Origin of the sequence: Streptomyces sp. RLB3-17 (assembly GCF_007113425.2) — a bacterium.
GTDB lineage: Bacteria > Actinomycetota > Actinomycetes > Streptomycetales > Streptomycetaceae > Streptomyces > Streptomyces mirabilis_D.
The window spans coordinates 2,509,094-2,534,994 of record NZ_CP041610.2 but is presented as its reverse complement, the minus strand read 5'-3'; the positions used below and the strand labels follow the sequence as shown (position 1 = coordinate 2,534,994).

Genomic DNA, 25,901 nt, shown 5'->3' with positions numbered 1-25,901 from the left:
ACACGCGCGTGCCGGACAAGTGCCCTCAAAGGGGCCTGTCCGGCACGCCGGTGGGGCCATTCGGAGGTAGCGCCCGCGACGTGCGACGATGTGCGGCATGCCGCAGCAGCCCCCCATTCGGAGCACACCTCCGCGCCCCCCGCGCCCGGACGCCTCCATGTCGCTGCTCACCAACGTCATGGATCACAGCCTCGACGACGGATACGCCGAGGCCGCCGCCCGTAGGCAGACCGAGGGTGCCGGCGGCATGCCGAAAACGGTGCGGGCGAAGCTGGGCCTCGCGGCCGGTCTCGTCCTCGCGGCCCTGGTGGTGACCGTGGGTGCGGCGAACGCGCGGATCGCGGCACCGGTCGTCGCCAAGGAGCGCCAGGAACTCATCGACCGCGTCGAGCGAGAGACCGCGGCCGCGGACAAGCTCGAAAGCAGCGTCGACACCCTGCGCGACGATGTGAGCGCCCGGCAGAACGAGGCGTTGAAGAAACAGGGGGGCAGCGGCCAGGCCGATCTGGTGGGCGTCCTGTCGGGTGCCGTCGCCGTCCACGGGCCCGGGGTGAAGCTCGTCGTGGACGACGCCAAGGAAGCCACCGAGGGCGGCAACGGCAATCCTCGGGAGACCAGCGGGTTCTCCGACACCGGGCGCGTCCGCGACCGTGACATGCAGCGGGTCGTCAACGGGCTCTGGGAGTCCGGCGCGGAGGCCGTCTCGATCAACGGACAGCGGCTGACGGCACTGTCGGCGATCAGGGCGGCGGGTGACGCGATACTGGTCGACAACAAGCCGCTGGTGCCGCCCTACACGGTGCTGGCGGTGGGGGACGGCGAACGGCTCAGCACCAGGTTTCAGAACGGTGCCGACGGCCTGTATCTGCACGCCCTGCAGGAGAACTACGGCATCCGGACCGCCATTTCCGTCGAGAAGGACGTCCAGTTGTCCGCCGCACCGAGTGTGATCGTACGTACAGCACAGCCGAGCACAGAGAAGGGCACATCGTGATCGCCGTACTGGGCCTCGTCGTGGGAGTCGTGGCTGGATTGTTGGTCCGGCCCGAGGTTCCGGCGGTCGTCGAGCCTTACCTTCCGATCGCCGTCGTGGCGGCGCTGGACGCCGTCTTCGGAGGGCTGCGGGCGATGCTCGACGGCATCTTCGACGACAAGGTCTTCGTGGTCTCCTTCCTGTCGAACGTGGTCGTGGCCGCACTGATCGTCTTCCTGGGCGACAAGTTGGGCGTGGGCGCCCAACTCTCCACCGGCGTCGTGGTCGTCCTCGGCATCCGCATCTTCTCCAACGCCGCGGCGATCCGCCGGCACGTCTTCCGGGCGTGAGGCAGATGAGCAACGAGGGCGAGACACCCGAGAACCGGCTGCGCAGGGAGCTTCCCGAAGAGGTCCCGGCCGCGGCTCCCGAGAGTTCGGGGCCCGAGCAGCGTGACGAGAAGGACGAGCCGTCGCTGACCGGCCGGCAGCGGCTGGTGAAGGGGGTGTGGCCGCCGCGGGTCACGCGTGCGCAACTCATCGTCGCCCTGCTTCTGTTCGGCCTCGGCTTCGGTCTGGCCGTCCAGGTGGCCTCCAACAGCGACAGCGGCAGCGCCCTGCGCGGTGCGCGTCAGGAAGATCTCGTACGCATCCTCGATGAACTCGACAACCGTACGCAGCGTCTAGAAGACGAGAAGCAGGGTCTCGAAGATCAGCGCACCGAGCTGGAGAACAGCTCGAACCAGGCCGCGGAGGCCCGCAAGCAGACCGCCGAGAAGGAGAAGCAACTCGGCATTCTGGCGGGCACGGTGGCGGCGCAGGGACCCGGCATCACGCTGACGATCAACGACACGAAGGGGACGGTCAAGGCCGACATGCTGCTTGACGCGATCCAGGAGCTGCGCGCCGCCGGTGCGGAGGCGATCCAGGTGAACGGTGTGCGGGTCGTCGCCAGCACCTATCTGGCCGACTCCGGCACGGGCGTGAGCGTCGACGGGAACAAGATCACCCAGCCCTATCGTTTCAAGGTCATCGGTAAACCGCAGGACCTTGAGCCGGCGCTCAACATCCCCGGAGGTGTGGTGCAGACTCTCGAGAAGGAGCAGGCCACCGTCACGGTGGAGCGTGCGACGAAGATCATTGTGGACGCCTTGCGGGCTGCGAAGCAGCCTGACTACGCTCGGTCGTCCTCGCAGTGAACCGGGGGTGCATGGGCGTCGTCCGGCGCGGGCATGAGGTTGCGGGGGGTCGGCGCACCGAATGGGTGGTGCGTGGTGGAAACTGTCTGGTGGATACGGACGTTGTGAGGATGTCCGGGTCGACCGGTGTGTTCAATCAGTGTTCGTCCTGCCCCACGGGCGGGTCTGTTTCAGTCAAGGGGAATCGCCCGTGAAGTTGTTTGCGAAGTTGTTCGGCAAGAGCGCACGAGGAGAGGGCAGCGACAACGCGACTGCCCGACACCGTGCACCACGCCATGGAGACGCGGAGGGCCAGAGCAGCGACCGCCCGCTGTTCCGGGACCAGGTTGGTGACATTCCCGGTGGTCAGGGCGCGCCGTCTGTTGACCCTGCCCAGTCCGGACGCATAGGTTTCGGGGAACCGTCAGCCTCAAGTGCGGGTGGAGGGTTCGCCTCCGATCCGTACGCGTCCCATGCCCCTGGGGGGCAGCCGCGGCAGGAGGATCCGTCCATGTCGGCCCTGGTGTGTACGAGGTGCGGTAACCGCAACGCGGAGAACAGCCGCTTCTGCTCCAACTGCGGTGCGCCGCTGCGACCCGGTGCGGTCCCGGAGCGTCCGTCCGAGACCACGTCCACGATCTCCATCTCGGGCCTCGAGGCCTACGATGCCGAGGTCACCGGCCAGACGCAGATGCCGACGCTCTCTCCGGAGGCGCAGGCGGCCGTCGACGCGCTGCCGCTCGGCTCGGCGCTCCTGGTGGTGCGCCGTGGTCCGAACTCGGGCAGTCGCTTCTTGCTGGACAGTGACCTGACCACGGCCGGGCGTCATCCGCAGAGCGACATCTTCCTGGACGACGTGACCGTGTCCCGTCGGCATGTGGAGTTCCGTCGCGCCGCGGACGGCTCGTTCACGGTCGCCGACGTGGGCAGCCTGAACGGTACGTACGTCAACAGGGAGCGCATCGACTCGGTCCCGCTGTCGAACGGTGACGAGGTGCAGATCGGCAAGTACCGGCTGGTCTTCTACGCGAGCCAGCGAGGCATCTGACCCTCCCCCGGACTCCGTCCGGGGGGACCCTCAGGAAGGTCCATGCTTCGATCACCGAGCGGCGGTGCCGGGAGCGGTACCGCCGCAGCGGACAGTGGGCTGATGAGCATCGGCTCGGTGCTGAACACGCTGCGCGACGAGTTCCCCGAAGTCACGATCTCCAAGATCCGGTTCCTGGAGTCGGAGGGGCTCATCGAGCCGCAGCGGACTCCCTCGGGGTATCGCAAGTTCAGCCAGGCCGACGTCGAGCGTCTTGGGCACGTACTGCGGATGCAGCGGGACCACTATCTGCCGTTGAAGGTGATCCGCGAGCATCTGGAGGCTCTGGAGCGCGGGGAGCCGGTGCGGCTGCCGTCCGTGGGGCGGCAGCGCGACGCCGGCGACGGGGAGCCGTTCGGTGGGCTCGGTGACCTCTTCGGGGAGGTCGAGGCACCCACAGCGGCTCGGGTGGGCCGTGCGGAGCTGCTGGCCGCCGCCGAGATCGGTGAGCAGGAGCTTCAGGAGTGGGAGTCATACGGACTCCTCGCCCCGCTTCCGGACGGGGCATATGACGCTGAGGCGGTCACGGTCGCCGCGCTCGTCGTCGAGCTCGGGCGGTTCGGGATCGAGCCACGCCATTTGCGCGCGATGAAGGCCGCGGCCGAACGTGACGCGGGGCTCGTGGACCAGGTGGTGGCCCCTTTGCGGCGCCACCGCAATCCGCAGACCAGGGCGCACGCCGAGGCCCGTACGAAGGAGCTGGCGGGCCTCACGGTGAAGCTGCACGCGGCGCTGGTGCAGACCGCGCTGGGCGTCCGGCTGCCCTGACCCGAAGTACCCCCCGAAGTACCCGGTGGGCGTCCGGATCGGCCCCCCGTTCTGTGCCCGACTACCCAAACATCCCGGGCACGGCCTAGGGTTGCTGTGTGAACGAGCTCGATGTCGTAGGTGTCCGGGTCGAAATGCCCTCCAACCAACCGATCGTGCTCCTGCGTGAAGTGGGAGGCGACCGTTACCTCCCCATCTGGATCGGACCGGGGGAGGCGACGGCGATCGCCTTCGCCCAGCAGGGCATGGCCCCCGCGCGACCGCTGACCCACGACCTGTTCAAGGACGTGCTGGAAGCCGTCGGCCAGGAGCTCACCGAGGTGCGCATCACTGATCTGCGCGAGGGGGTCTTCTACGCGGAGCTGGTGTTCGCCAGCGGGGTCGAGGTCAGTGCCCGTCCGTCCGACGCCATAGCGCTGGCGCTGCGTACCGGAACGCCGATCTACGGCAGTGACGGTGTGCTCGACGACGCCGGCATCGCGATCCCGGACGAGCAGGAGGACGAGGTGGAGAAGTTCCGCGAGTTCCTCGACCAGATCTCGCCCGAGGACTTCGGGACCAACAGCCAGTGAGGGGACCGATCGCCCGCGGGTGGGCGGTCGGACGCCCGGGCTCGGGAGTCGGCCGTGGCGCCCACCCCTGGCAGGCCGAAGGATCGAGTAAGCCGCTGGATCGCAGGTCGCCGGGGCGGCAATTGCCCGTGGCCCGTGTGGCGCGCTGCGGCCCGCTCCGAGAGCATTCGGCTAGCCTTTCCCCGCGGTGGGACACGGGAAACCACTCCTAGGGTGATTATCACTCGGCGTGCCGAGTGTGGCGATCGTTGACGCACCCCCGGTGACTGCCTACCGTCGAGAGGGCAGGTCAAGGACGGAGGTCGGCGTGAGAAGCAGCGGCGACGGTACGGCTGGGGGTGCCCCCGGACGAAGTCTGGGGGAGAGCGGCCCGTACCCGCTTCACGGCAGCGCGGCCGATCACGTTCCGCAGCGGCCGACAGCGGTGTCCGGTGAGTCCGGTGAGGGTGGGGCGGCTGCCGAGGAGATCGGCTACCGCGGTCCTACGGCGTGTGCCGCCGCGGGCATCACCTACCGACAGCTGGACTACTGGGCGAGGACAGGTCTGGTCGAACCGAGCGTGCGGCCCGCCTACGGGTCGGGGACCCAGCGGCTCTACAGCTTCCGGGATGTCGTCGTCCTGAAGATCGTGAAGCGGTTCCTCGACACGGGAGTGTCGTTGCAGAACATCCGCACCACGGTCCAGCACCTCAGGGAACGCGGCTTCCGGGACCTGGAGCGGATGACGCTGATGAGCGACGGCGCGACCGTCTACGAATGCTCCTCGCCCGACGAGGTCCACGCTCTGTTGCAGGGCGGTCAGGGCGTCTTCGGGATCGCCGTGGGCGTGGTGTGGCGGGACGTCGAGAGCGCGCTCTCGCAGTTGCACGGGGAGCGTGTGGACACGGGCGAGACGCTCGTCGGGCACAACCCGACGGACGAGCTGGCGCGCCGGCGCAATCGGGCCGTCTGAGGTCCGCGGAGGCATTGTCAGTGGCGTAGGGCAGCATCGGACATGTGAGAACCGCGCCCACGATCCTGCATCTCGACATGGATGCCTTCTTCGCCTCGGCGGAGCAGGCAGCCAAGCCGAGCCTGCGCGGGAAGGCCGTCGTCGTGGGCGGGCTCGGACCTCGCGGAGTCGTCGCGACCGCCTCGTACGAGGCACGGGTCTTCGGGGTGCACTCGGCGATGCCCATGGCCCAGGCACGGCGGCTGGCGCCGAACGCCGCGTATCTCGTGCCCCGCTTCACGCTCTACCGGGAGGTCAGCGAGCAGGTGATGGGGCTGCTGGGGGCGCTGTCGCCGCTGGTGGAGCCGCTGAGCCTGGACGAGGCGTTCGTCGATCTGGAGGCGGGGGCGGCGGCCTGGGACGAGGCTTCCGCGCGGCTGGCCGGGGCGAAGCTGCGCGCGGACATCCGGGCCGTCACGGGGCTGACGGGTTCGGTGGGGCTCGCCGCGTCCAAGATGCTCGCCAAGATCGCTTCGGAGCAGGCGAAGCCCGACGGTCTCGTGGTCATAGAACCCGGGACGGAGCGCGCGCTGCTGGGGCCGATGTCGGTGCGGACGCTGCCGGGCGTCGGGCCCGCCACCGGGGACCATCTGCGCCGGGCCGGGATCACCACGGTCGACGAGATCGCCGAGGCGGGCGAGGACGAACTCGTACGGCTGGTGGGGAAGGCACACGGGCACGCGCTGTACGCGATGGCGCTGGCGCACGACGAGCGGCCCGTGGTGGCCGAGCGGGAGACGAAGTCCGTGTCGGTGGAGGACACGTACGACGTGGACATCCACGACCGGATGCGCGTCGGCCTGGAGGTGCAGCGGCTCGCCGACCGGTGTGTGCGGCGGTTGCGGGATGCGGGGCTGTCCGGGCGGACCATCGTGCTGAAGGTGCGGAGGTACGACTTCTCGACACTGACCCGGTCCGAGACGCTGCGGGGGCCGACGGACGACCCTGGCGTCGTACGGGAGGCTGCCGCGCGGCTTCTGGAGGCGGTGGACACGACCGGGGGCGTGCGGTTGCTGGGGGTCGGCGTCTCGGGGCTCGCCGACTACACGCAGGAGGACCTGTTCGCCCAGGCCCAGGCTCAGGCGCTGGCGGAGGCCGAGGCCGCCGCGGGGGAGTCGGCGGTGCTGGAGCATCCGGACGAGCAGGGGGCGGAGGAAGTGGCCGCCGAGCAGGCGCCGCCTGCCGAGCGGCGGTGGCCTGCGGGGCATGACGTGCGGCATGTGGAGTACGGGCACGGATGGGTGCAGGGGAGCGGGCTCGGGAGGGTGACCGTGCGGTTCGAGACGCCTTACTCCGAGCCGGGGCGTGTGCGGACGTTTCGTACGGATGATGTGGCGTTGGAGTTGGCTGATCCGTTGCCGTTGGTGAGGGGGGCCGTGTGCGATCGCCGTGGGGGGTGAAGTCGGCTTTGCGCTGCGGGCGGTGTGTGGCTGGTCGCGCAGTTCCCCGCGCCCCTGAAGGGGCGCGTCGGCTGGGCCCCATCCAGAGAAGTCAACCCTCGTCCGTGCCTGCCAGGCGGCCGAAGTCGCGGTCCGGGGGCGGGGGCGGGGGTGTCACGTCCAGGCCGTAGTGGTGGTAGAGCTGGAGTTCCTGTTCGGGGGAGAGGTGGCGGCCCACGCCGAAGTCGGGGGCGTCCTTGATCAGGGCGTGGTCGAAGGGGACACGCAGCGTGCCCTCGACGACTTCGCTGGGCTCCAGGGGGACGAAGGCGTCCCTGCTGAACAGGCCTGTCCGTATGGCGGCCCACTCCGGGACGCCGGTCGCGTCGTCGAGATAGACCTCGTCGACCGTGCCGATCTTGGCGCCGTTGCGGTCGAGCGCCTTGCGGCCGATCAGGTTGCGCGGATCGATGTCGGTCTGCACGGTCCCTCCACTCGCTAGCAACTCATCCGTAAGCACTACAAAAGAGCACATTCGTGAAGGTGGCCACTCGAAAGCTCGTGCGTTGTCCTCGCTGGTAGGCTGGCAAGCGGCTGCTGACCCCGTGCGGGAGAGTCCTCCAGACATCATCGGAGGCGCCGAAGGAGCAAATCCTCCCCGGAATCTCTCAGGCACACGTACCGCACGGACGAGGTCACTCTGGAAAGCAGGGCGGGTGTCGAAGGCCTCCGCCCTCACCGACGGTGAAAGCCGGGTCGCAGCGAGCGGGCGGGCCGGTGAAGCTCTCAGGTTGAGATGACAGAGGGGGAGGCCGTCGGGGTACCCGCGCCGTGGTGCCCCTCGAAGGTCGTGTCAGACCAGGAGGCCTCCGCAATGACCGCCCATCGCATTCCGCTCTCCGAGCTCGAACAGGGAATCCCCTTCGAGCAGCGCCACATCGGGCCCGACCCCGAGGCGCGGGCCAAGATGCTCGCGCAGGTCGGGTACGGCTCGCTCGACGAGCTGACGGCCGCCGCTGTGCCGGACGTCATCAAGAACGCCGAGGCGCTGGAGCTGCCGGGCGCGCGCACCGAGGCCGAGGTACTGGCCGAGCTGCGCTCCCTCGCGGACCGCAACCAGGTGCTCGACTCGATGATCGGCCTCGGCTACTACGGCACGTTCACGCCGCCGGTGATCCTGCGCAACGTCATGGAGAACCCGGCCTGGTACACCGCGTACACGCCGTACCAGCCGGAGATCTCCCAGGGGCGGCTCGAAGCGCTGCTGAACTTCCAGACCGTCGTCGCCGAGCTGACCGGGCTGCCCACCTCCGGCGCCTCGCTGCTCGACGAGGGCACCGCCGCCGCCGAGGCGATGGCGCTGTCCCGGCGCATGGGCAAGAACAAGAAGGGCCTCTTCCTGGTCGACGCGGACACCCTGCCGCAGACCGTCGCCGTCATCGAGACCCGCGCGGAGCCGACCGGCGTCGAGATCGTCGTCGCCGACCTGAGCGAGGGCATCCCGGCCGAGATCGCCGGGCGTGAGATCAACGGTGTACTGATCCAGTACCCGGGCGCCTCCGGTGCCGTGCGCGACCTGAAGCCCGTCATCGAGCAGGCGCACGAGCTCGGCGCGGTCGTCACGGTCGCCGCCGACCTGCTCGCCCTCACGCTGCTCGCCCCGCCCGGTGAGCTCGGCGCCGACATCGCGATCGGTACGACCCAGCGCTTCGGCGTGCCGATGGGCTTCGGCGGTCCGCACGCCGGATACATGGCGGTGCGTGAGACGTTCGCGCGCAGCCTGCCCGGCCGGCTGGTGGGCGTCTCCGTGGACGCCGACGGACACAAGGCGTACCGGCTCGCCCTGCAGACGCGGGAGCAGCACATCCGCCGTGAGAAGGCGACCAGCAACATCTGTACGGCGCAGGTGTTGCTCGCGGTGATGGCCGGCATGTACGCCGTCTACCACGGCCCCGAGGGCCTGCGGACCATCGCGCGGCGTACGCACCGGTACGCCACGATCCTCGCCGCGGGCCTGACGGCCGGCGGGGTCGAGGTCGTGCACGGCGCCTACTTCGACACGCTGACCGCGCGGGTGCCGGGCCGGGCCGCCGAGGTCGTGGCGGGCGCGCGCAACGGAGGCGTCAACCTCCACCTCGTCGACGCCGACCACGTGTCGATCGCCTGCGACGAGACCACCGCCCGCAAGCAGGTGGGCGCCGTCTGGACCGCGTTCGGCGTCGACGGTGACATCGAGGCCCTGGACGCCGTCGCCGAGGACACGCTGCCCGCGGCGCTGCTGCGCACCGACGACTACCTCACGCACCCGGTCTTCCACCAGTACCGCTCCGAGACCGCGATGCTGCGCTACCTGCGCAAGCTGTCCGACCGTGACTACGCGCTCGACCGCGGCATGATCCCGCTGGGCTCCTGCACCATGAAGCTCAACGCGACCACCGAGATGGAGCCGGTCACCTGGCCCGAGTTCGGCCAGCTGCACCCCTTCGTGCCCGCCGAGCAGGCGCAGGGCTATCTCACCCTCATCCAGGAGCTGGAGGAGCGGCTCGCCGAGGTCACCGGGTACGACAAGGTGTCGCTCCAGCCGAACGCGGGCTCCCAGGGCGAGCTGGCCGGGCTGCTGGCCGTCCGCGGCTACCACCGGGCCAACGGCGATGACCAGCGCACGGTCTGCCTGATCCCGTCCTCCGCGCACGGCACGAACGCCGCGAGTGCCGTGATGGCCGGCATGAAGGTCGTCGTCGTGAAGACCGCCGAGGACGGCGAGATCGACGTCGAGGACCTGCGCGCGAAGATCGAGCAGCACCGCGACCAGCTCGCGGTGCTGATGATCACGTACCCCTCGACGCACGGTGTGTTCGAGGAGCATGTCGCCGACATCTGCGCGCAGGTGCACGAGGCCGGCGGGCAGGTGTACGTCGACGGCGCCAACCTCAATGCGCTGGTGGGCCTCGCCAAGCCGGGCCACTTCGGCGGTGACGTCTCCCACCTGAACCTGCACAAGACGTTCTGCATCCCGCACGGCGGCGGCGGTCCGGGCGTGGGCCCGGTCGGCGTACGCGCGCACCTGGCGCCGTACCTGCCGAACCACCCGCTGCAGCCCGCGGCCGGCCCCGAGACCGGCGTGGGACCGATCTCCGCCGCTCCCTGGGGCTCGGCGGGCATACTGCCCATCTCCTGGGCGTACGTCCGTCTCATGGGCGGCGAGGGACTCAAGCGGGCCACGCAGGTGGCGGTGCTGTCCGCGAACTACATCGCCAAGCGCCTGGAGCCGCACTTCCCGGTGCTCTACACCGGTCCCGGCGGGCTCGTCGCGCACGAGTGCATCATCGATCTGCGTCCGCTGACCAAGGCGACCGGCGTCAGTGTCGACGACATCGCCAAGCGGCTCATCGACTACGGCTTCCACGCGCCGACGATGTCCTTCCCGGTGGCCGGCACGCTGATGATCGAGCCCACCGAGTCCGAGGACCTGATCGAGCTCGACCGTTTCTGCGACGCGATGATCGCCATTCGCGCGGAGGTCGACAAGGTCGGTTCGGGCGTCTGGGCGGCCGAGGACAACCCGCTGCGCAACGCGCCGCACACCGCTGCCGCGCTCGGCGGCGAGTGGGAGCACGCGTACACCCGCGAGGAGGCCGTCTTCCCGGCCGGTGTCTCGGCCGCGGACAAGTACTGGCCGCCGGTGCGCCGCATCGACCAGGCGTACGGCGACCGGAACCTGGTCTGTTCCTGCCCGCCGCTGGACGCTTACGAAGAGTAGTCATCCTCGGATACGCGTCGGGGCCGGTTCGGAGATCACGTCTCCGGGCCGGCCCCTCTCCATGTCAGGGTGGCGGTCACCGCCACCCGGTTGTGCGGCTCAGGCGGCCGTCATCACGTGCTCGCTGCCCTGGGGGCGGTGCGGGGCGATGATCTGGCCGTCGGGCAGGAGCTCACCGGTGTCCTCGAAGAGCAGAACGCCGTTGCACAGCAGGCTCCATCCCTGCTCCGGGTGGTGCGCCACGAGGCGGGCGGACTCCCGGTCGGCTGATTCGGCTGTCGGACACGGTGGCTGGTGCTGGCACATGGATGGGATCTTTCGCTGGGATGAGAGTTGAGTGGTGGCTGTGGTGTCTTTCCCGCGGCTTGAAGTGTTCATGGCCGCCCCCCGGTGGCGTGTGTGTGGAACCCAGTGTTGCCCTACGGGCGTCAATCCGCAGGGATTTCGCAGCAGCGCTCCTCACAGGTTGGAGACGCGTCACCCGTGCGGACGGTTCAGTCCAACTACACGGTCCCTTCGGGGGGTTCGTGGTGGCCGGATGGGGCTAGTCCGGTCGGGGTGGAGGGGGCGTTCTCCCTCGTACGAGCGCTGTGGGGCCCGAACGAGCGGACGGGTTCGGGCGTCAACGTGCCCCGCGACCGGGACAACGGTAGCGGGGCACGGGGTGATGCGCTTGGTGTGCTTCTCCGGGTGCGCGATTACGCGGGCGAGCTGAGCAGTGGGGCGGGAGAGAGGCGGTGCGTGAGGACCGGGAGGAGTTCGGCGACGCGGTGCGGGCGATGCGCGGCGATACCGGGTGGCGCGGGCGCCAGCGGCACCAGGAGATCGGTGGCGGCCGGGTGCCCGGTGGCGCCGTCCGCGGCGCAGTCGCCGTGCAGCCAGAGGGTGAGCATGTAGAGCTCGGGAACGGACAACAGCCGCGGCTGGTACGGCTGGCCCATGTTCTCGGCGTGACGCAGGGCGCGCTCGGTGGAGGCGATGTAGGGGCCTTCGAAGAAGTGCGAGAAGGCCCAGCCGTCGGGAGTGAGCATGGTGTCGGCCGCGGCCACCGACCGCTCGCCGCAGCGGATCAGGAAACGCCATCCGGCGAGCCGGGTGGTGGAGGCGCCGGCCGGTGTGATGCGGTCCAGAACGTGTACGGGCAAAGGGAGTTCGGGGGTGACGGGTCCCTGGGCCATGCGTAGGGACGGGGTGCGGGCCTCGCGGACTGCGGTGGGGGAACCGAGTGCCGTGAGGACGGTGCGCAGGGCGGGCGAGGGAGCCGGGGGGACATGCAGCGGCATGGTGGGTCGCCTCTCATTCGACAGGCACAGTGGCGCGAGGGCGGGGGCGGACGGCGCTGTCAGCTCTCGGGTCGGAGGGGCGAGGGGTCTGGATCTGCCGACAGGATGTCGCCTGCCGCACGTCACCTCGACGACAGGACCTAGGACCGCGAGCGCCAACTCTCCGCCTCGTTTGCGGAGTTTATACGACACGTGTTCAGATGGTGTTTCGTCTAGCCGTCCTGAATATGAAGAGCAAGGCGATATTCGGTCGACGAAACGAGACGTTCATCCCGATTCTGCGTCGGGGCCCGTCGGTGACCTCGGTTTGCTTTGTCGGAGCGGTCGGCCGATTCTCGTCGGCGTTTTTCACGAGATCGTGTCAGGCTGAAACCGTGCTCTGGTTCATGCCCCGTGAATGTGCCTCCGGACAACGGGTACCAGGGTAGCGGTCGACGAGGCCGTGCAGGGCGTTATCGATCGTGTTGCCTGGGCATCATCCTCCGGGACGGCAGGGGCCGGAGGATCGGCCTGCCCATTCGAGGAGGGACGCTTCGATGGGAGAGAAGGTCGTGGCAGGGTCGTACGACCTGTCCGATCGCCAGCACTACCGAGGCAAGCTCCGGCAGTGTCTGACGGGGCTGGCGCGGCTGCTGGAGGAGAAGCGGTTCGATCGCCCGAAGAATCTCATGGGGCTGGAGATCGAACTGAATCTCGCCGGGCCCGACGGCATGCCCAGGATGATGAATGCGCAAGTACTCGAAAGGATTGCGAGCCGGGACTTTCAAACAGAACTTGCCATGTTCAACCTGGAAGTCAACATAGCCCCACATCGATTGGACGGACGGGTATTCGACCGGCTCGCCGAGGAGCTGCACACCTCGCTCGCATATGCCCATCGAAAGGCCGGCGAACTCGACGCGGGAATCATGATGATCGGGATTCTGCCGACGCTCGACCGTGACGACCTGGTCTCCTCGAACCTGTCGGACGTCGATCGCTACACCTTGCTCAACGATCAGATCGTGGCCGCCCGTGGCGAGGACTTCGTGCTCGACATCGACGGGGTGGAGCGCCTCGTCTGCACGTCGAAGTCCATCGCGCCCGAGGCCGCCTGCACCTCCGTGCAGTTGCACCTCCAGGTCACCCCGGCGCGCTTCGCGGACGTGTGGAACGCGGCGCAGGCCGTTGCCGCCGTGCAGGTCGCGATCGGTGCCAACTCGCCCTTCCTGTTCGGCCGTGAGCTGTGGCGCGAGTCGCGGCCGCCGCTGTTCCAGCAGTCCACCGACACCCGGCCGCCCGAGCTCCAGGCGCAGGGGGTGCGTCCGCGCACCTGGTTCGGCGAGCGGTGGATCTCCTCGGCGTACGACCTCTTCGAGGAGAACCTGCGCTTCTTCCCGCCTCTGCTGCCCATCAGCGACGACGAGGACCCGCTCGCGGTCCTCGACGCCGGAGGCATTCCCAGGCTCGCCGAACTCGTGCTGCACAACGGCACGGTCTACCGCTGGAACCGGCCCGTGTACGACGTCGCCGACGGAGTCCCGCACCTGCGCGTCGAGAACCGGGTGCTGCCCGCCGGTCCCACCGTCACCGATGTCGTCGCCAACGCGGCGTTCTACTACGGGGTCGTGCGGGCGCTCGCCGAGGAGGCGCGGCCCGTGTGGACACGGCTGCCGTTCGAGTCGGCAGCGGCCAACTTCGACGCGGCCTGCCGCCATGGCATCGACGCGCGACTGGAGTGGCCGCGGCGGGGACGGTACGGGGGTACCACCGCGCAGGTCGAGGCCGTGCACCTGGTGCGTGACGAACTGCTGCCGCTCGCCGCGGCGGGGCTGGACGCGTGGGGCGTCGAGCCGGCCGACCGGGACTACTACCTGGGGGTGATCGAGGACCGGTGCCGACTGCGTGCCAACGGGGCGACCTGGCAGGCGGCCACGTTCCACCAGGCGCTGGAGAAGGGCCTCGCGAGGGATGCCGCGCTGGCCGCGACGACTCGGCGCTACGGCGAGCTGATGCACCTAGGTGAGCCCGTGCACACCTGGCCGGTGGGACTGCCGGAGCCGGTACCGCTGGGCTGATCGGGGCGGTCTGCCTGCGGCGGTGTCTCTGGGGTGGGCTGCTCGTGGTGGGTGTTCAGGGGAGGAGTGTGCCCCGAGTGGTTGTCCCTGGCCGGGCCACTGGTGACACGGTCGCCGGCCGGGTGGCCCGCGTGGGTGTGGCTGGGGCGGATGGCCTGTGCGGGGGTTCCTGGACCGGGTTGGTCCGCGGGATTGTCCCTGGACCGGGTTGGTCCGCGGGACTGTCCCCGGGCCGGGTGGGCTGTGGTGGTTGGCCCGGGTGGGGCCGCCCGCGCCGGTGCGCCGGGTCCAGCGGGGTGTGGCGGTGCGCCCTGGGCGGGGTGGCCCGCGTCGCTGCCCCGGGCGGGCTGTGGGGGGGTGGCTTTTTTTGGGGGTGTCAGCCTTGGTTCTGGCTGCCCGCCGCCACGATCGCCCTGAGGATCACCGAGTGGATCTGCGTGGGGTCGTTGACCTGCTGGCCGGAGCCGCCGGTCGCCTTGGCGATCTCCTGGACCTCCGCCTTGTCGGCGTCCGGGCCCACGGCGATGGCGATGAGCGGCACCGGGTGCTGTGGGTCGGTGAGCTTCTGCAGTTGGGTGACGAGGGCGGAGCGCGAGATGCTCCCCGGGTCCTGGTTGACGCCGTCGGTCAGCAGCACCAGCGCGTTGAACTTCCCCTTGACGTAGGAGGAGGTGGCCGCCTTGTACGCGGCGAGCGTGGTGTCGTACAGGCCCGTCGCGCCGTTCGGGACGGGAGACAGGGAGCTGAACGCCGCCGACAGCCTGTCCCGCTGGGTGCCGTTGCCCTTGCGGTCGCCCAGGCGTTCCGTGGGCACGAGCACCCGGTAGTCGCGGTCGCCGTCCAGGCGGGTGGAGAACTTCCACAGCCCGATCTCGTCCTCCGAGGTGAAGGTCGCGAGGGCCTGCAGCAGAGATGCCCTGGTGACGTCCATGCGGGACTGGCCGGTGCCCGGCACCGGCTGCGCCATGGACGCGGAGGCGTCGACGACCGTGGTGATCCGGGCGCTCTGCACCGTGATCGTCCACGTGCCGAGTGCCTCGTCGACCGCCTTCGCCGGGGTGGGATCGAGCGCGGCGCGCGCGAACGGCTGCGGGGCTCGCCCCCCGGCCTTGGTGACCAGCGCGGGCGAGACCTTCTCGTCGTCCGTGCGGAACCCGTACCGCTCCAGGATCCGCCGCCCGTCCGACTCGTCGAGCAGTGTCATGAACCGAAGGGCGGCACGGCTCGTGTCGGTGCTCAGCCGTGACTCGTCGACCAGGGTGAACGGGTAGTCGAGCCGCGGTGACCCGTCCTTGGGATAGAAGAGGTCGAGTCGGGCGCCGCCGCCGGCCGAGGAGTTGTACGCGAACGCCGACTGCTCGGAGAGGATCAGCGCCTGGTTGCGTTGCGGATTGCCCTGCTCGGTGCCGGAGGTGTCGCGCGGGAGGGTGTCCAGGACCTGGCTGTCGCTGTCGGACGTGCGCTGGGAGAGTGTCTTCGCCATGGCGGCCACCTGGGTGTCACCTCCCTTGATGGTGGCCGCGGCGGTATTGAGCTGGGTCAGCGCGAGCAGGCCGGCCGCGCTGCGCACCGGGTCGGCCGCACCGAGCCTCAGCCGGTCGTCCCGCAGCGCGGCGCCCGCCAACTCGGTCCAGGTGTACGTCTTCTCGGGCCACCCCAGCGACTTCGCGGCCGACGGGACCATCGCGACGCCGACCGGCGAGGACGCGACGCTGCCCGCCGCGGTCACCCGCGTCGCGTTGCTCTCACCACTGACCCGGGTCACCCACAGGGCGGAGTCCGGCACCCACGCCTGGACGTCGGACTTGTTGCCCGACCTCAGTGCGTCCGCGACCTTGTACGACTCGCGCGCCGTCACGGTCACGGCGATGCAGTGACCGTCGGAGGTGATGTTGTGGGCGCGGGCGTGTGCGGCGACGGCCCTGAGGGCGGGCGCCATGTCAGGGGACGCGGCGATCTTGAGCGGTACGGCGTTGTCCCGGCAGGACGAGCCGAAGGAGAGCAGACCACCGCGGACCGCGACCGCCGTGCCCGCGGCGACCGTGAGCACCAACACCGTCGCGATGGCCACCGTACGGCGGCGTGCGCGTGGACGGGGGTCGGCCGCGCCCGCCCCGTACGCATCGGGCAAGCTGTGACGTCCCATGACGGTGGTGCCCTCCCTGGATGAGCCGGAGTCGCGAGAAAGCCGTAGAAACGGCCGTGAGGCAGAAGGCGACGGGGAGGTACGCCCGTACGGCGTCCGTCCACCCGACGGCCTGTCGCGCACGATCTTCGCAACTTCTTTCGAGACCCTAGCGGGGCGAAGATGGGGATGCGGCGGGATTACTCAACTGGAGGCGGGAGTGCAGGTGGAGGCGGGGTCGGTGGCCGATTCTTTTCCCGAGGAGCGGCTGACGCGACGGATTTTCCGGGACGAAACACTGCTGGTCCTGGGCCTGTCGCTCGGGGCGAGCGGAGTGTCCGCGCTGATCAGCTTTGTCGGGTCGGTCACCAAACCGGGGGGTCTCAAGGACCAGGCGGCCACCCTCAACGCCTCGGCCGCGCCGGGTCGCCCCTGGCTTGATCTGGCCTGGCAGTTGTTCGGCATCGCGTCGGCCCTGGTCCCGGTCGCGCTCGTCGCGCACTTCCTGATGAGGGAGGGCACGGGACTGCGTGTGATCGGGTTCGACCGTACGCGGCCCTGGCCCGACCTCGGGCGGGGGGCCGCGATCGCGGCGGTGATCGGTAGCACGGGCATCGCCTTCTACCTGGCGGCCCGGGGGTTCGGCGCCAACCTGACCGTGGTGCCGGAAGCGCTGCCCGACGTGTGGTGGAAGTACCCGGTCCTGATCCTGTCGGCCGTGCAGAACGCCGTACTGGAGGAGGTCATCGTTGTCGGGTACCTGCTGCGCCGGCTCGGGCAGCTGGGCTGGACGCCGGGGACCGCGCTGGTGGCGAGCGCGGTGCTGCGCGGCTCCTACCACCTCTATCAGGGCATCGGCGGCTTCATCGGGAACATGGCGATGGGCGTGGTCTTCGTCTACCTGTACCGGCGGTGGGGCCGGGTCGGACCGCTCGTGGTGGCGCACTCGCTGCTCGACATAGGGGCGTTCGTGGGATACGCGCTGCTGGCGGGGAAGGTGGGCTGGCTTCCTACCGCCTGAGCGGCGGTGTGAGCGGGTCCGAAAGCATGAACGGGTCCGAAAGGGGCGTGCGGCAGTGTCGTACGCCCCTTTTTCGTACGGCTTTTCCGTGCGTCGCTACGCGAGGAGCTCGCCCTCGATCACCGTGACCGCGTGGCCGGTGAGCAGCGTGCGGTCGCCGCGCAGCTCGGTGCGGACGAGGCCGGAGCGCGGGGAGGCCTGCAGGCCGGTGAGGACGGGGCGGCCCAGGCGCTCGGACCAGTAGGGCGCGAGGGCGGTGTGGGCGCTGCCGGTGACCGGGTCCTCGTCGATGCCGACGTTCGGGAAGAAGCAGCGCGAGAGGAAGTCGTAGCCCTGGGAGGGGTCTTCGGCGCGGGCGGTGGCGATGATGCCCCGCTCCGAGTACCGGGCGAGGGCCTTGTGATCGGGGGTGAGTCCCCGGACCGTCTTCTCGTCGGCGACCTCGATCAGCAGGTCGCCGGTGTTCGGGCCGGTGTCGAAGGTCGTGAGCGGCTCGGCGCCCAGGGCCTCGGCGACGCCGTCCGGGACCTCGACCGGGGTGAGCGGAGCGGTGGGGAAGTCCAGCGTCAGGGAACCGTCCTCGTGGGGCGTGGCGATGAGTACGCCGCTGAGCGTGGCGAACCGCACCGGTCCCGTGTGGGCGCCCGTGGTGCGCAGGACGTGTGCGGTGGCGAGGGTCGCGTGCCCGCACATCGCGACCTCGGTGACGGGGGTGAACCAGCGCAGCGCCCAGTCGGCGTCGCCACCCTCGGGGAGGCGGTGCGCGAAGGCCGTCTCCGCGTGGTTGACCTCCAGGGCGACGCTCTGGAGCCGGCTTTCCTCGGGGAAGGTGTCGTGGTCGAGAAGGAGGACCCCGGCCGGGTTGCCCGTGAAGGGACGGTCGGTGAAGGCGTCGACGATTCGAATCCGCATGCCCCGACGCTAGCGGCCCGCGTGGGCCGCGGGACAAGGCCAATTCCGTGGATCTGGACCGGTTGTGGCCGTCCAGCCCCCTGACCTGCCCAGACCTCGAGGGTTGTCAGGCGAGCTATTCCGATATATCGTTGACGCATCGCGACCGATCAACGAACGAATGGAGTGATGGCGATGCGTCCCCAAGGACAGGAATTTGGATTCGAACGTGGACATGGCCGACACGGTGGGCCCGGTCCGCGTGACCGGGGCCGTTTCGAAGGGCGGCGCGGGGCTTTCGGGCCCTTCGGGCCGGGTGGTCCGGGCGGTGGCCCCGGCGGCCCCGGGTTCGGCTTCGGGCCGGGCCCCTGGGGTGGCCGGCGCGGCGGCCGGGGCGGTCCGGGCGGCAGGGCTCGGCGCGGTGACGTACGCGCGTCGATCCTGGCCCTTCTCAAGGACCGGCCCATGCACGGCTACGAGATGATCCAGGAGATCGCCGAGCGCAGCGGCGGGGCATGGAAGCCCAGCCCGGGTTCGGTCTACCCGACCCTCCAGTTGCTGGAGGACGAAGGCCTCATCGCCAGCGCGGCGGAGGGCGGCAAGAAGCTGTTCTCGCTCACCGACGAAGGCCGCGAAGCGGCCGAGGCGGGCCCCGAGGCGCCGTGGGAAGAGGCCGGGCGCGGGGTCGACTGGGAGACGCTGCACGAGATCCGGCAGGCCGGCTTCGGTCTCATGGAGGCCTTCGGTCAGGTCTGGAAGACCGGCAGCAAGGACCAGCGCGACAAGGCGCTGGCGGTCATCAACGAAGCCCGCAAGAAGCTGTACCTGATCCTCGCCGACGAGGACTGACGGGCATGCTGTGGTATCTGACGGCGCCCCGTGGAAGTGTTTCCGCGGGGCGCCTGTCCATGTACGGGGGCTGGGTGCGGGCCTCGGGTCAGGAGCGGGACTCAGGTCACCAGTCCGGCCAGCTTCCGCAGCGACTCGTTGAGGGCGGCCGTCGCCGAGTCCTTGAGCTTGCCCGCCATCAGCGAGACGGCCGCGCCGGTGAACTCCCCGTCGATCCGCACCGAGGTGGCGTCGCCGTCGGGGGTCAGGGTGTAGCGGGTGGCGACGGTCACCGCCATCGGACCCTTCCCGCGGATGGCCAGGGTGCGGGCGGGCTCCAGTTCCTCGATGGTCCACTCGACCTCGGCCGGGAACCCCATGAGCTTCATGTTCTCCTGGAAGGTGCCGCCGACCTCGAGTGAGGCGGGGCCACCCTTGGGGAAGTTGGTGTGGGTCGAGTTCCACTCGCCGTACGAGGAGAAGTCCGTGAGCTGCGCCCAGACCTTCTCGGCAGGCGCCTCGATGCGTGCTTCCGCGCTGACTTCGGCCATGCGACCACCCCTTCGTGTCAGGCGCTGCGCCCGGCGCAGCTACGGTGTCGCGGAACGTAGCCGCAGCCCTCGGAACATTCAATACTGATGAACCGTCAGGAATTGTGAACTCGGCCCACCTGGCGCATCACCGCCGCGTCGAACAGGTCCCACGCGTGCGCTCCATGCCACTGAAAGGCGACGGCCGAAACAGCGTGGTTGCGCGCGGGGCGTGAGGCAAGGCGGCGCGCGCCCTGAGGGAGAACCTGAGGGAGAAACGGTGCGAAGTCATCCGTAAGGAGGAGAACGTGCCCGCGGAAGCCCACCCTGTGTGGGACGTGAAGATGCTGCCCACCGAGGATGACCCGGGTCGCCGGGACTGATGGGGTAGGGGTTGTGCCACCGCGTATCCCCCAGCAACCTGCCGCCGAGAGCGGCTCCCACCGCACGGAACTCGATGCCAGGCTCGGTGCCGAGCTGGCGTCGGTGGTCTCCGGCGCACGCAGGCGGGCGCTGCGGGACGGCGACCGACAGATCGACACCGCCCATCTGCTGCACTCGCTGCTGGAGGCCGACCCCCAGGTGCGCGCCGTCTTCGACGGCGCCCCGCAGGTCGCCCGGCTGCTCGGCTATCTCGTGCAGCGCAGCATCGGCTACGGACTGCGCTGGCAGAGCGGCGTCGAGGACTCGGGGGCGGTTCCGGTCGTCGCCGGGGCGGGCTGGTCGCGGGTCGTGGCCGAGGCGGGCTGGTCACCGGTGGCGGCCGGAGCCATGGAGAGCGCGTGCGGGCGTGCCGAACGTCGGGGCGACGAACGGGCCCGCTGTCTCGATCTGCTCGCCTCGATCGTCACCGATCCGCAGTCGCGGGCCGTCGAGGTCCTGCGGCGGGCCGGCGTGGACGCCCAGACGCTGCTTCTGCGCATCGAGAACGCCTTCGACGTCGAGGACGAGTTCGCGTGCGAGTTCCGCCTCGACGTCGAGACGTACGTCGGCGGTGGCGACCGGGGCTGCCGGTCCAATCGCTGAGACAGGTGTCATTGGGGGTGACGCTCATGTCGTTGCCTGTCATCATGTGCCGGTGCATACCTCTCAGGGCAGTCAGGACAACCGTGGGAAGGGCGTCGGGCTGGGCCTCGCGCTCGCGTCGGCGGTCGCCTTCGGCGGATCGGGTGTCGCGGCGAAGCCGCTGATCGAGGCGGGGCTCGACCCGCTTCACGTGGTGTGGCTGCGGGTCGCGGGCGCCGCCCTGGTGATGCTGCCGCTGGCCGTGCGCCATCGCGCTCTCGTACGGCGGCGCCCCGCCCTGCTCGTCGGGTTCGGACTGCTCGCCGTGGCGGGCGTCCAGGCCTGCTACTTCGCCGCGATCTCCCGTATCCCCGTCGGTGTCGCACTGCTCGTCGAGTACCTCGCGCCGGCACTCGTGCTCGGCTGGGTGCGGTTCGTGCAGCGCCGGCCCGTGACACGCGCCGCGGCGCTCGGGGTCGTCCTCGCGGTCGGCGGGCTCGCCTGTGTCGTCCAGGTGTGGTCCGGACTGAGCTTCGACGTCGTCGGGCTGCTGCTCGCGCTGGGCGCCGCCTGCTGCCAGGTCGGCTACTTCGTCCTGTCCGACCAGGGCAGCGACGCGGGCGAGGAGGCACCGGACCCCCTCGGCGTCATCGCGTACGGCCTGCTCGTCGGCACCCTCGTGCTGACGGTCGTCGCACGTCCCTGGACCATGGACTGGTCGCTGCTCGGGGGCAGCGCGGACATGAACGGCACCTCCGTCGCCGCCTCCCTGCTGCTCGGCTGGATCGTGCTGATCGCGACCGTCGTCGCCTACGTCACCGGAGTGCTCTCCGTGCGCAGGCTCTCCCCGCAGGTCGCGGGCGTCGTGGCCTGCCTGGAGGCGGTCATCGCGACCGTGCTCGCCTGGGTCCTGCTCGGCGAACATCTCTCGGCGCCGCAGATCGTCGGCGGTGCGGTGGTGCTGGTCGGCGCGTTCATCGCACAGTCGTCGGCGCCCTCGAAGCCCTCGGACGGGCCGGTCGCGAGCGGCGGGAGCGGCGCCGAAAGGGAGTTGTCGGCCCACGGGACCGCCGTCTAAGGTGCTGATCATGCCTTCGACGCTCGTTCTGCCGCCTCCGGCCGCCTGAGGCGGGCCCTCCGGAGTTCCCACCCGGCGCGGTGCCGGGTGGCACGGCGCTGCCCGCAGAAGAAGTCCGAGGACCTTCCCGTACGCCCCTGCCCACGCGGCACGGGCTGCGACGTGGTCCTTCCCGAACTTCTGCGCGGCTGCCTCGTGCGCGGCCGCGCGTATCCGCGGAGAGAAACACGTGTCGCAAGCTGCTTCAGGCCTGCCCCTCGGGCGAGGCCTCCTCTATCTGATCGTCGCCGGTGCCGCCTGGGGCACCGCGGGCGCGGCCGCGTCACTGGTCTACCGGGCCAGTGACATGGGGCCGATCGCCCTCTCCTTCTGGCGCTGCGCGGGCGGACTCGTGCTGCTGCTCGCCGTGCGTCTGCCGCGGCACCGGCGCCGACGCCGACGGGTCGTGCCGGCGGCCCGGGAGCCGCTCGGCCGCAAGGCCCTGCGCATCGGTGTCACGGGCCTTGGTCTTGCCGTCTTCCAGACCGCCTACTTCGCCGCGGTCGAGGCCACCGGACTCGCGGTGGCGACCGTCGTCACCCTCGGCGCCGGACCCGTGCTCATCGCCCTCGGCGCCCGTCTGACCCTGGGGGAGCGGCTCGGGCGCGGCGGGAGCGCCGCCGTCGCCGGGGCGCTCGGCGGGCTCGGGGTGCTGGCGCTGGGCGGCGGGGGTGCCACGGTGCGGCCCTGGGGTGTCGTGCTCGCGGTCGTGTCCGCGGCCGGATACTCCACGATGACGCTGCTCACCCGGTGGTGGGGACGAGACGCCCGCGTCGACGGCTCCGTTACGACGGTGTGGACGTTCGCCGTCACCACCGTCTGCCTGCTGCCGCTCGGCCTGGCCGAGGGGCTGGTCCCGCACACCGCCCGACCGGCCCACGTTCTGGTCCTGCTGCTCTACATCGCCGCCGTCCCCACGGCGCTGGCCTACGCCCTGTTCTTCGCGGGCGCCGCCGTGGTCCGGTCCGCGACCGTCTCCGTGATCATGCTCCTGGAGCCGGTGAGCGCGGCCGTGCTGGCCGTCGGTCTGCTCGGTGAACGACTGACCATGACGACGCTCGCGGGCACCCTGTTGATGCTGGGTTCGGTCGCGGGGCTCGCGGTGGCCGAGGCGCGGAGCATCCGGGGCGACATCCACAGGGTGCCCGAGGAGGAACGGGCGCTGGTCTGAGGGCCGCGGCGGTTATGAGGCATGAGGCCGAGGCGCCGGGGGGTGACCCCGCCCGGTGCCTCGGCCGGCTCGGTGTCACAGGGTCGCGAGATAGTCGGGGAGCTCGATGCCGGGGGCCAGGTCGTCGGCGGGGATCGGGGTGCCGTGTCCCTTGGTGAGGGGGACGACCCCGGTCCAGTGGGGGAGGGCGAGGTCCTCCGCGTCGTCGTTCGGGCCGCCGGTGCGCAGCTTCGCGGAGACCTCGTTCAGGTCGAGGCGGATCACGGCGGTGGCGGCGAGCTCCTTGGCGTTCGCGGGGCGCGAGTCGTACGAACGGCCCGGGACGACCTGGTCGACCAGCGCGTCCAGGGCCTCCCGCTTCTCGTCCGGATCCGTCACCTGGTGGGCGATGCCGTGCACCACCACGGAGCGGTAGTTCATCGAGTGGTGGAAGGCGGAGCGGGCCAGGACCAGACCGTCGACATGGGTCACGGTCAGGCAGACGGGCAGTCCGGGGTCGGCCTGACCGGTCATCCGCAGCGGGCGCGAACCCGTCGAGCCGTGTACGTAGAGGCGCTCGCCGACCCGGCCGTAGAGGGTGGGGAGCACGACCGGGGCGCCGTCCCGGACGAAGCCGAGGTGGCAGACGTACCCCTCGTCGAGTATCGCGTGGACCAGCTCGTGGTCGTAGGCGGCACGCTCCTTGGAACGGGTGGGGACGGTGCGATCGGTCGGGGTGTAGGCGGCGGGCCGCGTCGTCCCGGGCTGAGTGCTCGTCTCCGACATTGCGCTCTCCATTGCACTAGTGCATAATCTTATTTGTGCTAGAAGAGTATCGGATCGAAGGGCGTCGCGCAGCGGACATTTCCGCGAGCGTCGAGCGTGCGGTGGGCAGCGGCGACCTCGAACCGGGGCAACTGCTGCCACCGATGCGGGAGTTGGCGGAGCGGCTCGGGGTGAATCCCAACACCGTCGCCGCCGCCTATCGCACCCTGCGTGAACGCGGGGTGATCGAGACCGCGGGGCGGCGGGGCAGCCGGATCCGCTCGAAGCCCGCCACGACGGGACGCGACTACATCCGGGTCGAGGTGCCGGAGGGCGTGCGGAACGTGGCCGACGGCAACCCCGACCCGGCACTGCTGCCCGCCCTCGCCGAGGCGTTCGCTGCGGCGGCGGGACGGTCGGACGGGGATCCCGTGATGTACGGGGAGGCCGCCGTCGAGGCGGAGCTGGAGCGGCTCGCGCGCGCCGACCTCGACGCGGACGGCGTGCCCGACGGGCCCGTCGTCGTCACCTCCGGATCGCTCGACGCCATCGAGCGCGTGCTCGCGGCGCATCTCAAGCCCGGGGACGCCGTCGCCGTCGAGGATCCCGGCTGGGGCAGCGTGTTCGACCTCGCCCCGGCGCTCGGGCTGCGCACGGTCCCGGTGCGCGTCGACGACGAGGGCCCGGTCCCCGACGACGTACGCCGTGCCCTGGAGGCCGGTGCCCGCGCGCTGATCGTCACGGACCGGGCGCAGAACCCGACCGGCGCCGTGGTGGGCGCCGCACGCGCGCGTGCCCTGCGTTCCGTGCTGAAGGAGCATCCTGACGTCCTGCTCGTCGAGGACGACCACGGGCATCGGATCGTCGACCTGCCGCTGCACCCCCTGGCCGGGGTGACCCGCGACTGGGCCTTCGTACGCTCCGTCGCCAAGGCCTACGGCCCCGACCTGCGCCTCGCCGTTCTCACCGGGGACCCCGTCACCATGGACCGGGTGCACGGGCGGCAGCGGCTGGGGCCCGGCTGGGTGAGCCATCTGCTGCAACGGGCGGTCGTGCACCTGTGGGCGAACGGCGCGGTGGACGTCACGGCCGTGGCGGCGGCGTACGGGCGGCGCCGGGACGCGCTGATCGACGCCCTGAAACAGCGCGGCATCGAGGCGTACGGGCGCAGCGGGATGAACGTGTGGATCCCCGTCCCGGACGAGACGGGAGCGGTCGCGCGGTTGCTGCACGCCGGCTGGGCGGTCGCGCCCGGGGCGCGCTTCCGGATGAGCGCGCCTCCCGGGATACGGATCACCGTCTCGGCCCTGACGCCGGACGACATCGAGCCGCTGGCGGACGCGGTCGCCTCCGCCGTCGGACCGGCGCCCGTGCGTGGTTACGTGTGAGTCGGTCCGTGCGCGCTTGTGCGCGGTTGCGGGTGGTCGGGCCGTGCGTGGTTACGTGCGGTTATGTGTGCGTCGGTCCGTACGCTCCGAGGGCGCGGTCAGTGGCGCGGCCGGGCCTGGGTGAGCGCGGCGCCGGCGAGGACGATCACCGCGCCGACCGGTGTGGACCAGCTCAGCGACTCGCCGAGGATCGCGACGCCCGCGGCGGTGGCGATCACCGGGATGAAGTAGGTGACCATCTGGGCCGTCGTCGGGCCGACCTCGGCGACGATGCCGTACTGGACGAGCATGGCCAGGCCCGTGCCGAGGGCCCCCAGAGCGGCGATCGCGAGCAGCGGGACGACCGGGAAGTGGCTCGGCAACGTGGTGAACAGGGGGGTGACGAGGGCCAGTTGGGCAGTGGCGAGCAGCAGTTGGGCGCCGGTCATCGACAGATGCGACTGGCCGGTGCCGGCCAGGGTGCGGCGGACGTAGATCCAGCCGATCGGGTAGCTCAGCGAGGCCAGCAGGGCCATCAGTGTGCCCGTGGCGTCCAGGCCGTGGAAGCCCTGCCAGACGCCGAGGACCGTCAGGACGCCGAGAAAGCCGATGCCGAGACCGGCGACCCTGCGCCGGGTCGGACGGTCCTCGGAGAGGGCGACCAGGGACAGGGCCATGCCCCACAGGGGTGAGGTCGCGTTGCAGATGCCCGCGAGCGTGGACGGGATCGTCAGCTCGGAGTAGGCGAAGAGCGAGAACGGCAATGCGTTGAGCAGGAAGGCCGCGACCGTGAGATGACCCCAGGTGCGGGCCCCGCGCGGCAGCCGCTCCCGCTTCACCGCCATCGCCGCCGCGAGCACCGCCGTCCCGAACAGCAGCCGTCCGAAGGTGACTTGGAACGGCGCGTAGCCCTCCGTGCCGACCTTGATGAGCAGGAAGCTGAAACCCCAGATCAGCGAGAGGGCGCCGAAGCGGATCCGCCAGTCGAGGGCGGTGCGACGGCGGGGGGTCGTGGCGGTGGGGGTGTCGGTTCGGGGAGTGGTCACGGCGCTCAT

The 25,901-nt window shown here is 70.5% G+C and carries 24 protein-coding genes and 1 riboswitch; of the genes, 16 read left to right on the top strand and 8 right to left on the bottom strand.

Features of this window, described 5'->3' with window-relative positions; genetic code table 11:
* The first annotated feature begins 97 nt into the window (after positions 1–97).
* From FNV62_RS11920 to FNV62_RS11885, 8 genes are all read left to right on the top strand, one after another.
* A complete protein-coding gene (locus FNV62_RS11920) occupies positions 98–994 on the top strand; it encodes a DUF881 domain-containing protein (protein WP_225900244.1) in 897 nt (298 codons plus the stop codon).
* Positions 991–1,323 (top strand): small basic family protein, encoded by a 333-nt coding sequence (locus FNV62_RS11915; RefSeq protein ID WP_003988855.1) that lies wholly within the window; start codon positions 991–993, stop codon positions 1,321–1,323. The genes FNV62_RS11920 and FNV62_RS11915 overlap by 4 nt, the downstream gene beginning before the upstream one ends.
* 5 nt (positions 1,324–1,328) lie before the next feature.
* Complete coding sequence (locus FNV62_RS11910) at positions 1,329–2,171, top strand: DUF881 domain-containing protein (protein ID WP_143601020.1); 843 nt, start codon at positions 1,329–1,331, stop codon at positions 2,169–2,171.
* A gap of 61 nt (positions 2,172–2,232) precedes the next feature.
* Complete coding sequence (locus tag FNV62_RS11905; protein WP_144315205.1) at positions 2,233–3,198, top strand: FHA domain-containing protein; 966 nt, start codon at positions 2,233–2,235, stop codon at positions 3,196–3,198.
* A gap of 42 nt (positions 3,199–3,240) precedes the next feature.
* Positions 3,241–4,005, top strand: coding sequence for a MerR family transcriptional regulator (locus tag FNV62_RS11900; RefSeq protein ID WP_143601019.1), 765 nt, complete (start codon positions 3,241–3,243; stop codon positions 4,003–4,005).
* Between the two features lie 98 nt (positions 4,006–4,103).
* Positions 4,104–4,577, top strand: a complete 474-nt coding sequence (locus FNV62_RS11895; RefSeq protein WP_006123076.1) for a bifunctional nuclease family protein — start codon at positions 4,104–4,106, stop codon at positions 4,575–4,577.
* 307 nt (positions 4,578–4,884) lie between these two features.
* Positions 4,885–5,529 (top strand): MerR family transcriptional regulator, encoded by a 645-nt coding sequence (locus tag FNV62_RS11890; RefSeq protein ID WP_079090415.1) that lies wholly within the window; start codon positions 4,885–4,887, stop codon positions 5,527–5,529.
* Between the two features lie 44 nt (positions 5,530–5,573).
* A complete protein-coding gene (locus FNV62_RS11885) occupies positions 5,574–6,968 on the top strand; it encodes a DNA polymerase IV (protein ID WP_097283845.1) in 1,395 nt (464 codons plus the stop codon).
* Between the two features lie 91 nt (positions 6,969–7,059).
* On the opposite strand, the gene FNV62_RS11880 is transcribed toward FNV62_RS11885, so the two are convergent.
* A complete protein-coding gene (locus FNV62_RS11880; RefSeq protein WP_205523147.1) occupies positions 7,060–7,431 on the bottom strand; it encodes a PRC-barrel domain-containing protein in 372 nt (123 codons plus the stop codon).
* Positions 7,432–7,545: 114 nt separating this feature from the next.
* Positions 7,546–7,641: riboswitch (glycine riboswitch) on the top strand.
* Between the two features lie 180 nt (positions 7,642–7,821).
* Between FNV62_RS11880 and gcvP the strand changes: the two genes are divergently transcribed.
* Positions 7,822–10,707 (top strand): aminomethyl-transferring glycine dehydrogenase, encoded by a 2,886-nt coding sequence (gene gcvP / locus FNV62_RS11875; RefSeq protein WP_097283844.1) that lies wholly within the window; start codon positions 7,822–7,824, stop codon positions 10,705–10,707.
* Between the two features lie 99 nt (positions 10,708–10,806).
* On the opposite strand, the gene FNV62_RS11870 is transcribed toward gcvP, so the two are convergent.
* A complete protein-coding gene (locus tag FNV62_RS11870) occupies positions 10,807–11,013 on the bottom strand; it encodes a DUF5999 family protein (protein WP_054229126.1) in 207 nt (68 codons plus the stop codon).
* 392 nt (positions 11,014–11,405) lie between these two features.
* Positions 11,406–11,990: a hypothetical protein gene (locus FNV62_RS11865; RefSeq protein WP_097283843.1), complete on the bottom strand. Its 585-nt coding sequence runs from the start codon at positions 11,988–11,990 to the stop codon at positions 11,406–11,408.
* Positions 11,991–12,526: 536 nt separating this feature from the next.
* On the opposite strand from FNV62_RS11865, the gene FNV62_RS11860 reads away from it, so the two are divergent.
* Positions 12,527–14,047 (top strand): glutamate-cysteine ligase family protein, encoded by a 1,521-nt coding sequence (locus FNV62_RS11860; protein WP_054229124.1) that lies wholly within the window; start codon positions 12,527–12,529, stop codon positions 14,045–14,047.
* 376 nt (positions 14,048–14,423) lie between these two features.
* Here FNV62_RS11860 and FNV62_RS11855 read toward each other — a convergent pair whose 3' ends face one another.
* Positions 14,424–16,193 (bottom strand): substrate-binding and VWA domain-containing protein, encoded by a 1,770-nt coding sequence (locus FNV62_RS11855; protein ID WP_144315203.1) that lies wholly within the window; start codon positions 16,191–16,193, stop codon positions 14,424–14,426.
* A 199-nt stretch (positions 16,194–16,392) separates the two neighbouring features.
* Here FNV62_RS11855 and FNV62_RS11850 point away from each other — a divergent pair, with 199 nt between their 5' ends.
* Positions 16,393–17,193 carry a CPBP family intramembrane glutamic endopeptidase gene (locus tag FNV62_RS11850; protein ID WP_075033608.1) on the top strand — a complete coding sequence of 267 codons (801 nt, stop codon included), beginning with the start codon at positions 16,393–16,395 and terminating at the stop codon, positions 17,191–17,193.
* Between the two features lie 96 nt (positions 17,194–17,289).
* Here FNV62_RS11850 and FNV62_RS11845 read toward each other — a convergent pair whose 3' ends face one another.
* Positions 17,290–18,105 carry a PhzF family phenazine biosynthesis protein gene (locus tag FNV62_RS11845; protein WP_144315202.1) on the bottom strand — a complete coding sequence of 272 codons (816 nt, stop codon included), beginning with the start codon at positions 18,103–18,105 and terminating at the stop codon, positions 17,290–17,292.
* A gap of 174 nt (positions 18,106–18,279) precedes the next feature.
* Here FNV62_RS11845 and FNV62_RS11840 point away from each other — a divergent pair, with 174 nt between their 5' ends.
* Positions 18,280–18,933 (top strand): PadR family transcriptional regulator, encoded by a 654-nt coding sequence (locus tag FNV62_RS11840; protein WP_079065537.1) that lies wholly within the window; start codon positions 18,280–18,282, stop codon positions 18,931–18,933.
* Positions 18,934–19,034: 101 nt separating this feature from the next.
* Here the strand turns inward: FNV62_RS11840 and FNV62_RS11835 are convergent, their stop codons facing one another.
* The gene (locus FNV62_RS11835; protein WP_054229119.1) at positions 19,035–19,463 is read right to left on the bottom strand and encodes an SRPBCC family protein; all 429 of its coding nucleotides are present in this window, start codon (positions 19,461–19,463) and stop codon (positions 19,035–19,037) included.
* Positions 19,464–19,838: 375 nt separating this feature from the next.
* Between FNV62_RS11835 and FNV62_RS11830 the strand changes: the two genes are divergently transcribed.
* The 3 genes from FNV62_RS11830 to FNV62_RS11820 all read left to right on the top strand — a co-directional run bounded on the left by FNV62_RS11830 (position 19,839) and on the right by FNV62_RS11820 (position 22,735).
* Positions 19,839–20,468 (top strand): Clp protease N-terminal domain-containing protein, encoded by a 630-nt coding sequence (locus FNV62_RS11830; protein ID WP_225900242.1) that lies wholly within the window; start codon positions 19,839–19,841, stop codon positions 20,466–20,468.
* 46 nt (positions 20,469–20,514) lie between these two features.
* On the top strand, positions 20,515–21,525 hold the full coding sequence (locus FNV62_RS11825; protein WP_099923875.1) for an EamA family transporter: 1,011 nt from the start codon (positions 20,515–20,517) through the stop codon (positions 21,523–21,525).
* A gap of 229 nt (positions 21,526–21,754) precedes the next feature.
* Complete coding sequence (locus tag FNV62_RS11820; protein WP_144315200.1) at positions 21,755–22,735, top strand: DMT family transporter; 981 nt, start codon at positions 21,755–21,757, stop codon at positions 22,733–22,735.
* Between the two features lie 75 nt (positions 22,736–22,810).
* Here the strand turns inward: FNV62_RS11820 and FNV62_RS11815 are convergent, their stop codons facing one another.
* Entirely contained in the window at positions 22,811–23,500 is a 690-nt protein-coding gene (locus FNV62_RS11815) for a pyridoxamine 5'-phosphate oxidase family protein (protein ID WP_225900241.1), read from the bottom strand.
* A 35-nt stretch (positions 23,501–23,535) separates the two neighbouring features.
* Between FNV62_RS11815 and FNV62_RS11810 the strand changes: the two genes are divergently transcribed.
* Positions 23,536–24,867, top strand: a complete 1,332-nt coding sequence (locus tag FNV62_RS11810) for an aminotransferase class I/II-fold pyridoxal phosphate-dependent enzyme (protein ID WP_144315199.1) — start codon at positions 23,536–23,538, stop codon at positions 24,865–24,867.
* Positions 24,868–24,965: 98 nt separating this feature from the next.
* Here the strand turns inward: FNV62_RS11810 and FNV62_RS11805 are convergent, their stop codons facing one another.
* A complete protein-coding gene (locus FNV62_RS11805) occupies positions 24,966–25,901 on the bottom strand; it encodes a DMT family transporter (RefSeq protein ID WP_179858116.1) in 936 nt (311 codons plus the stop codon).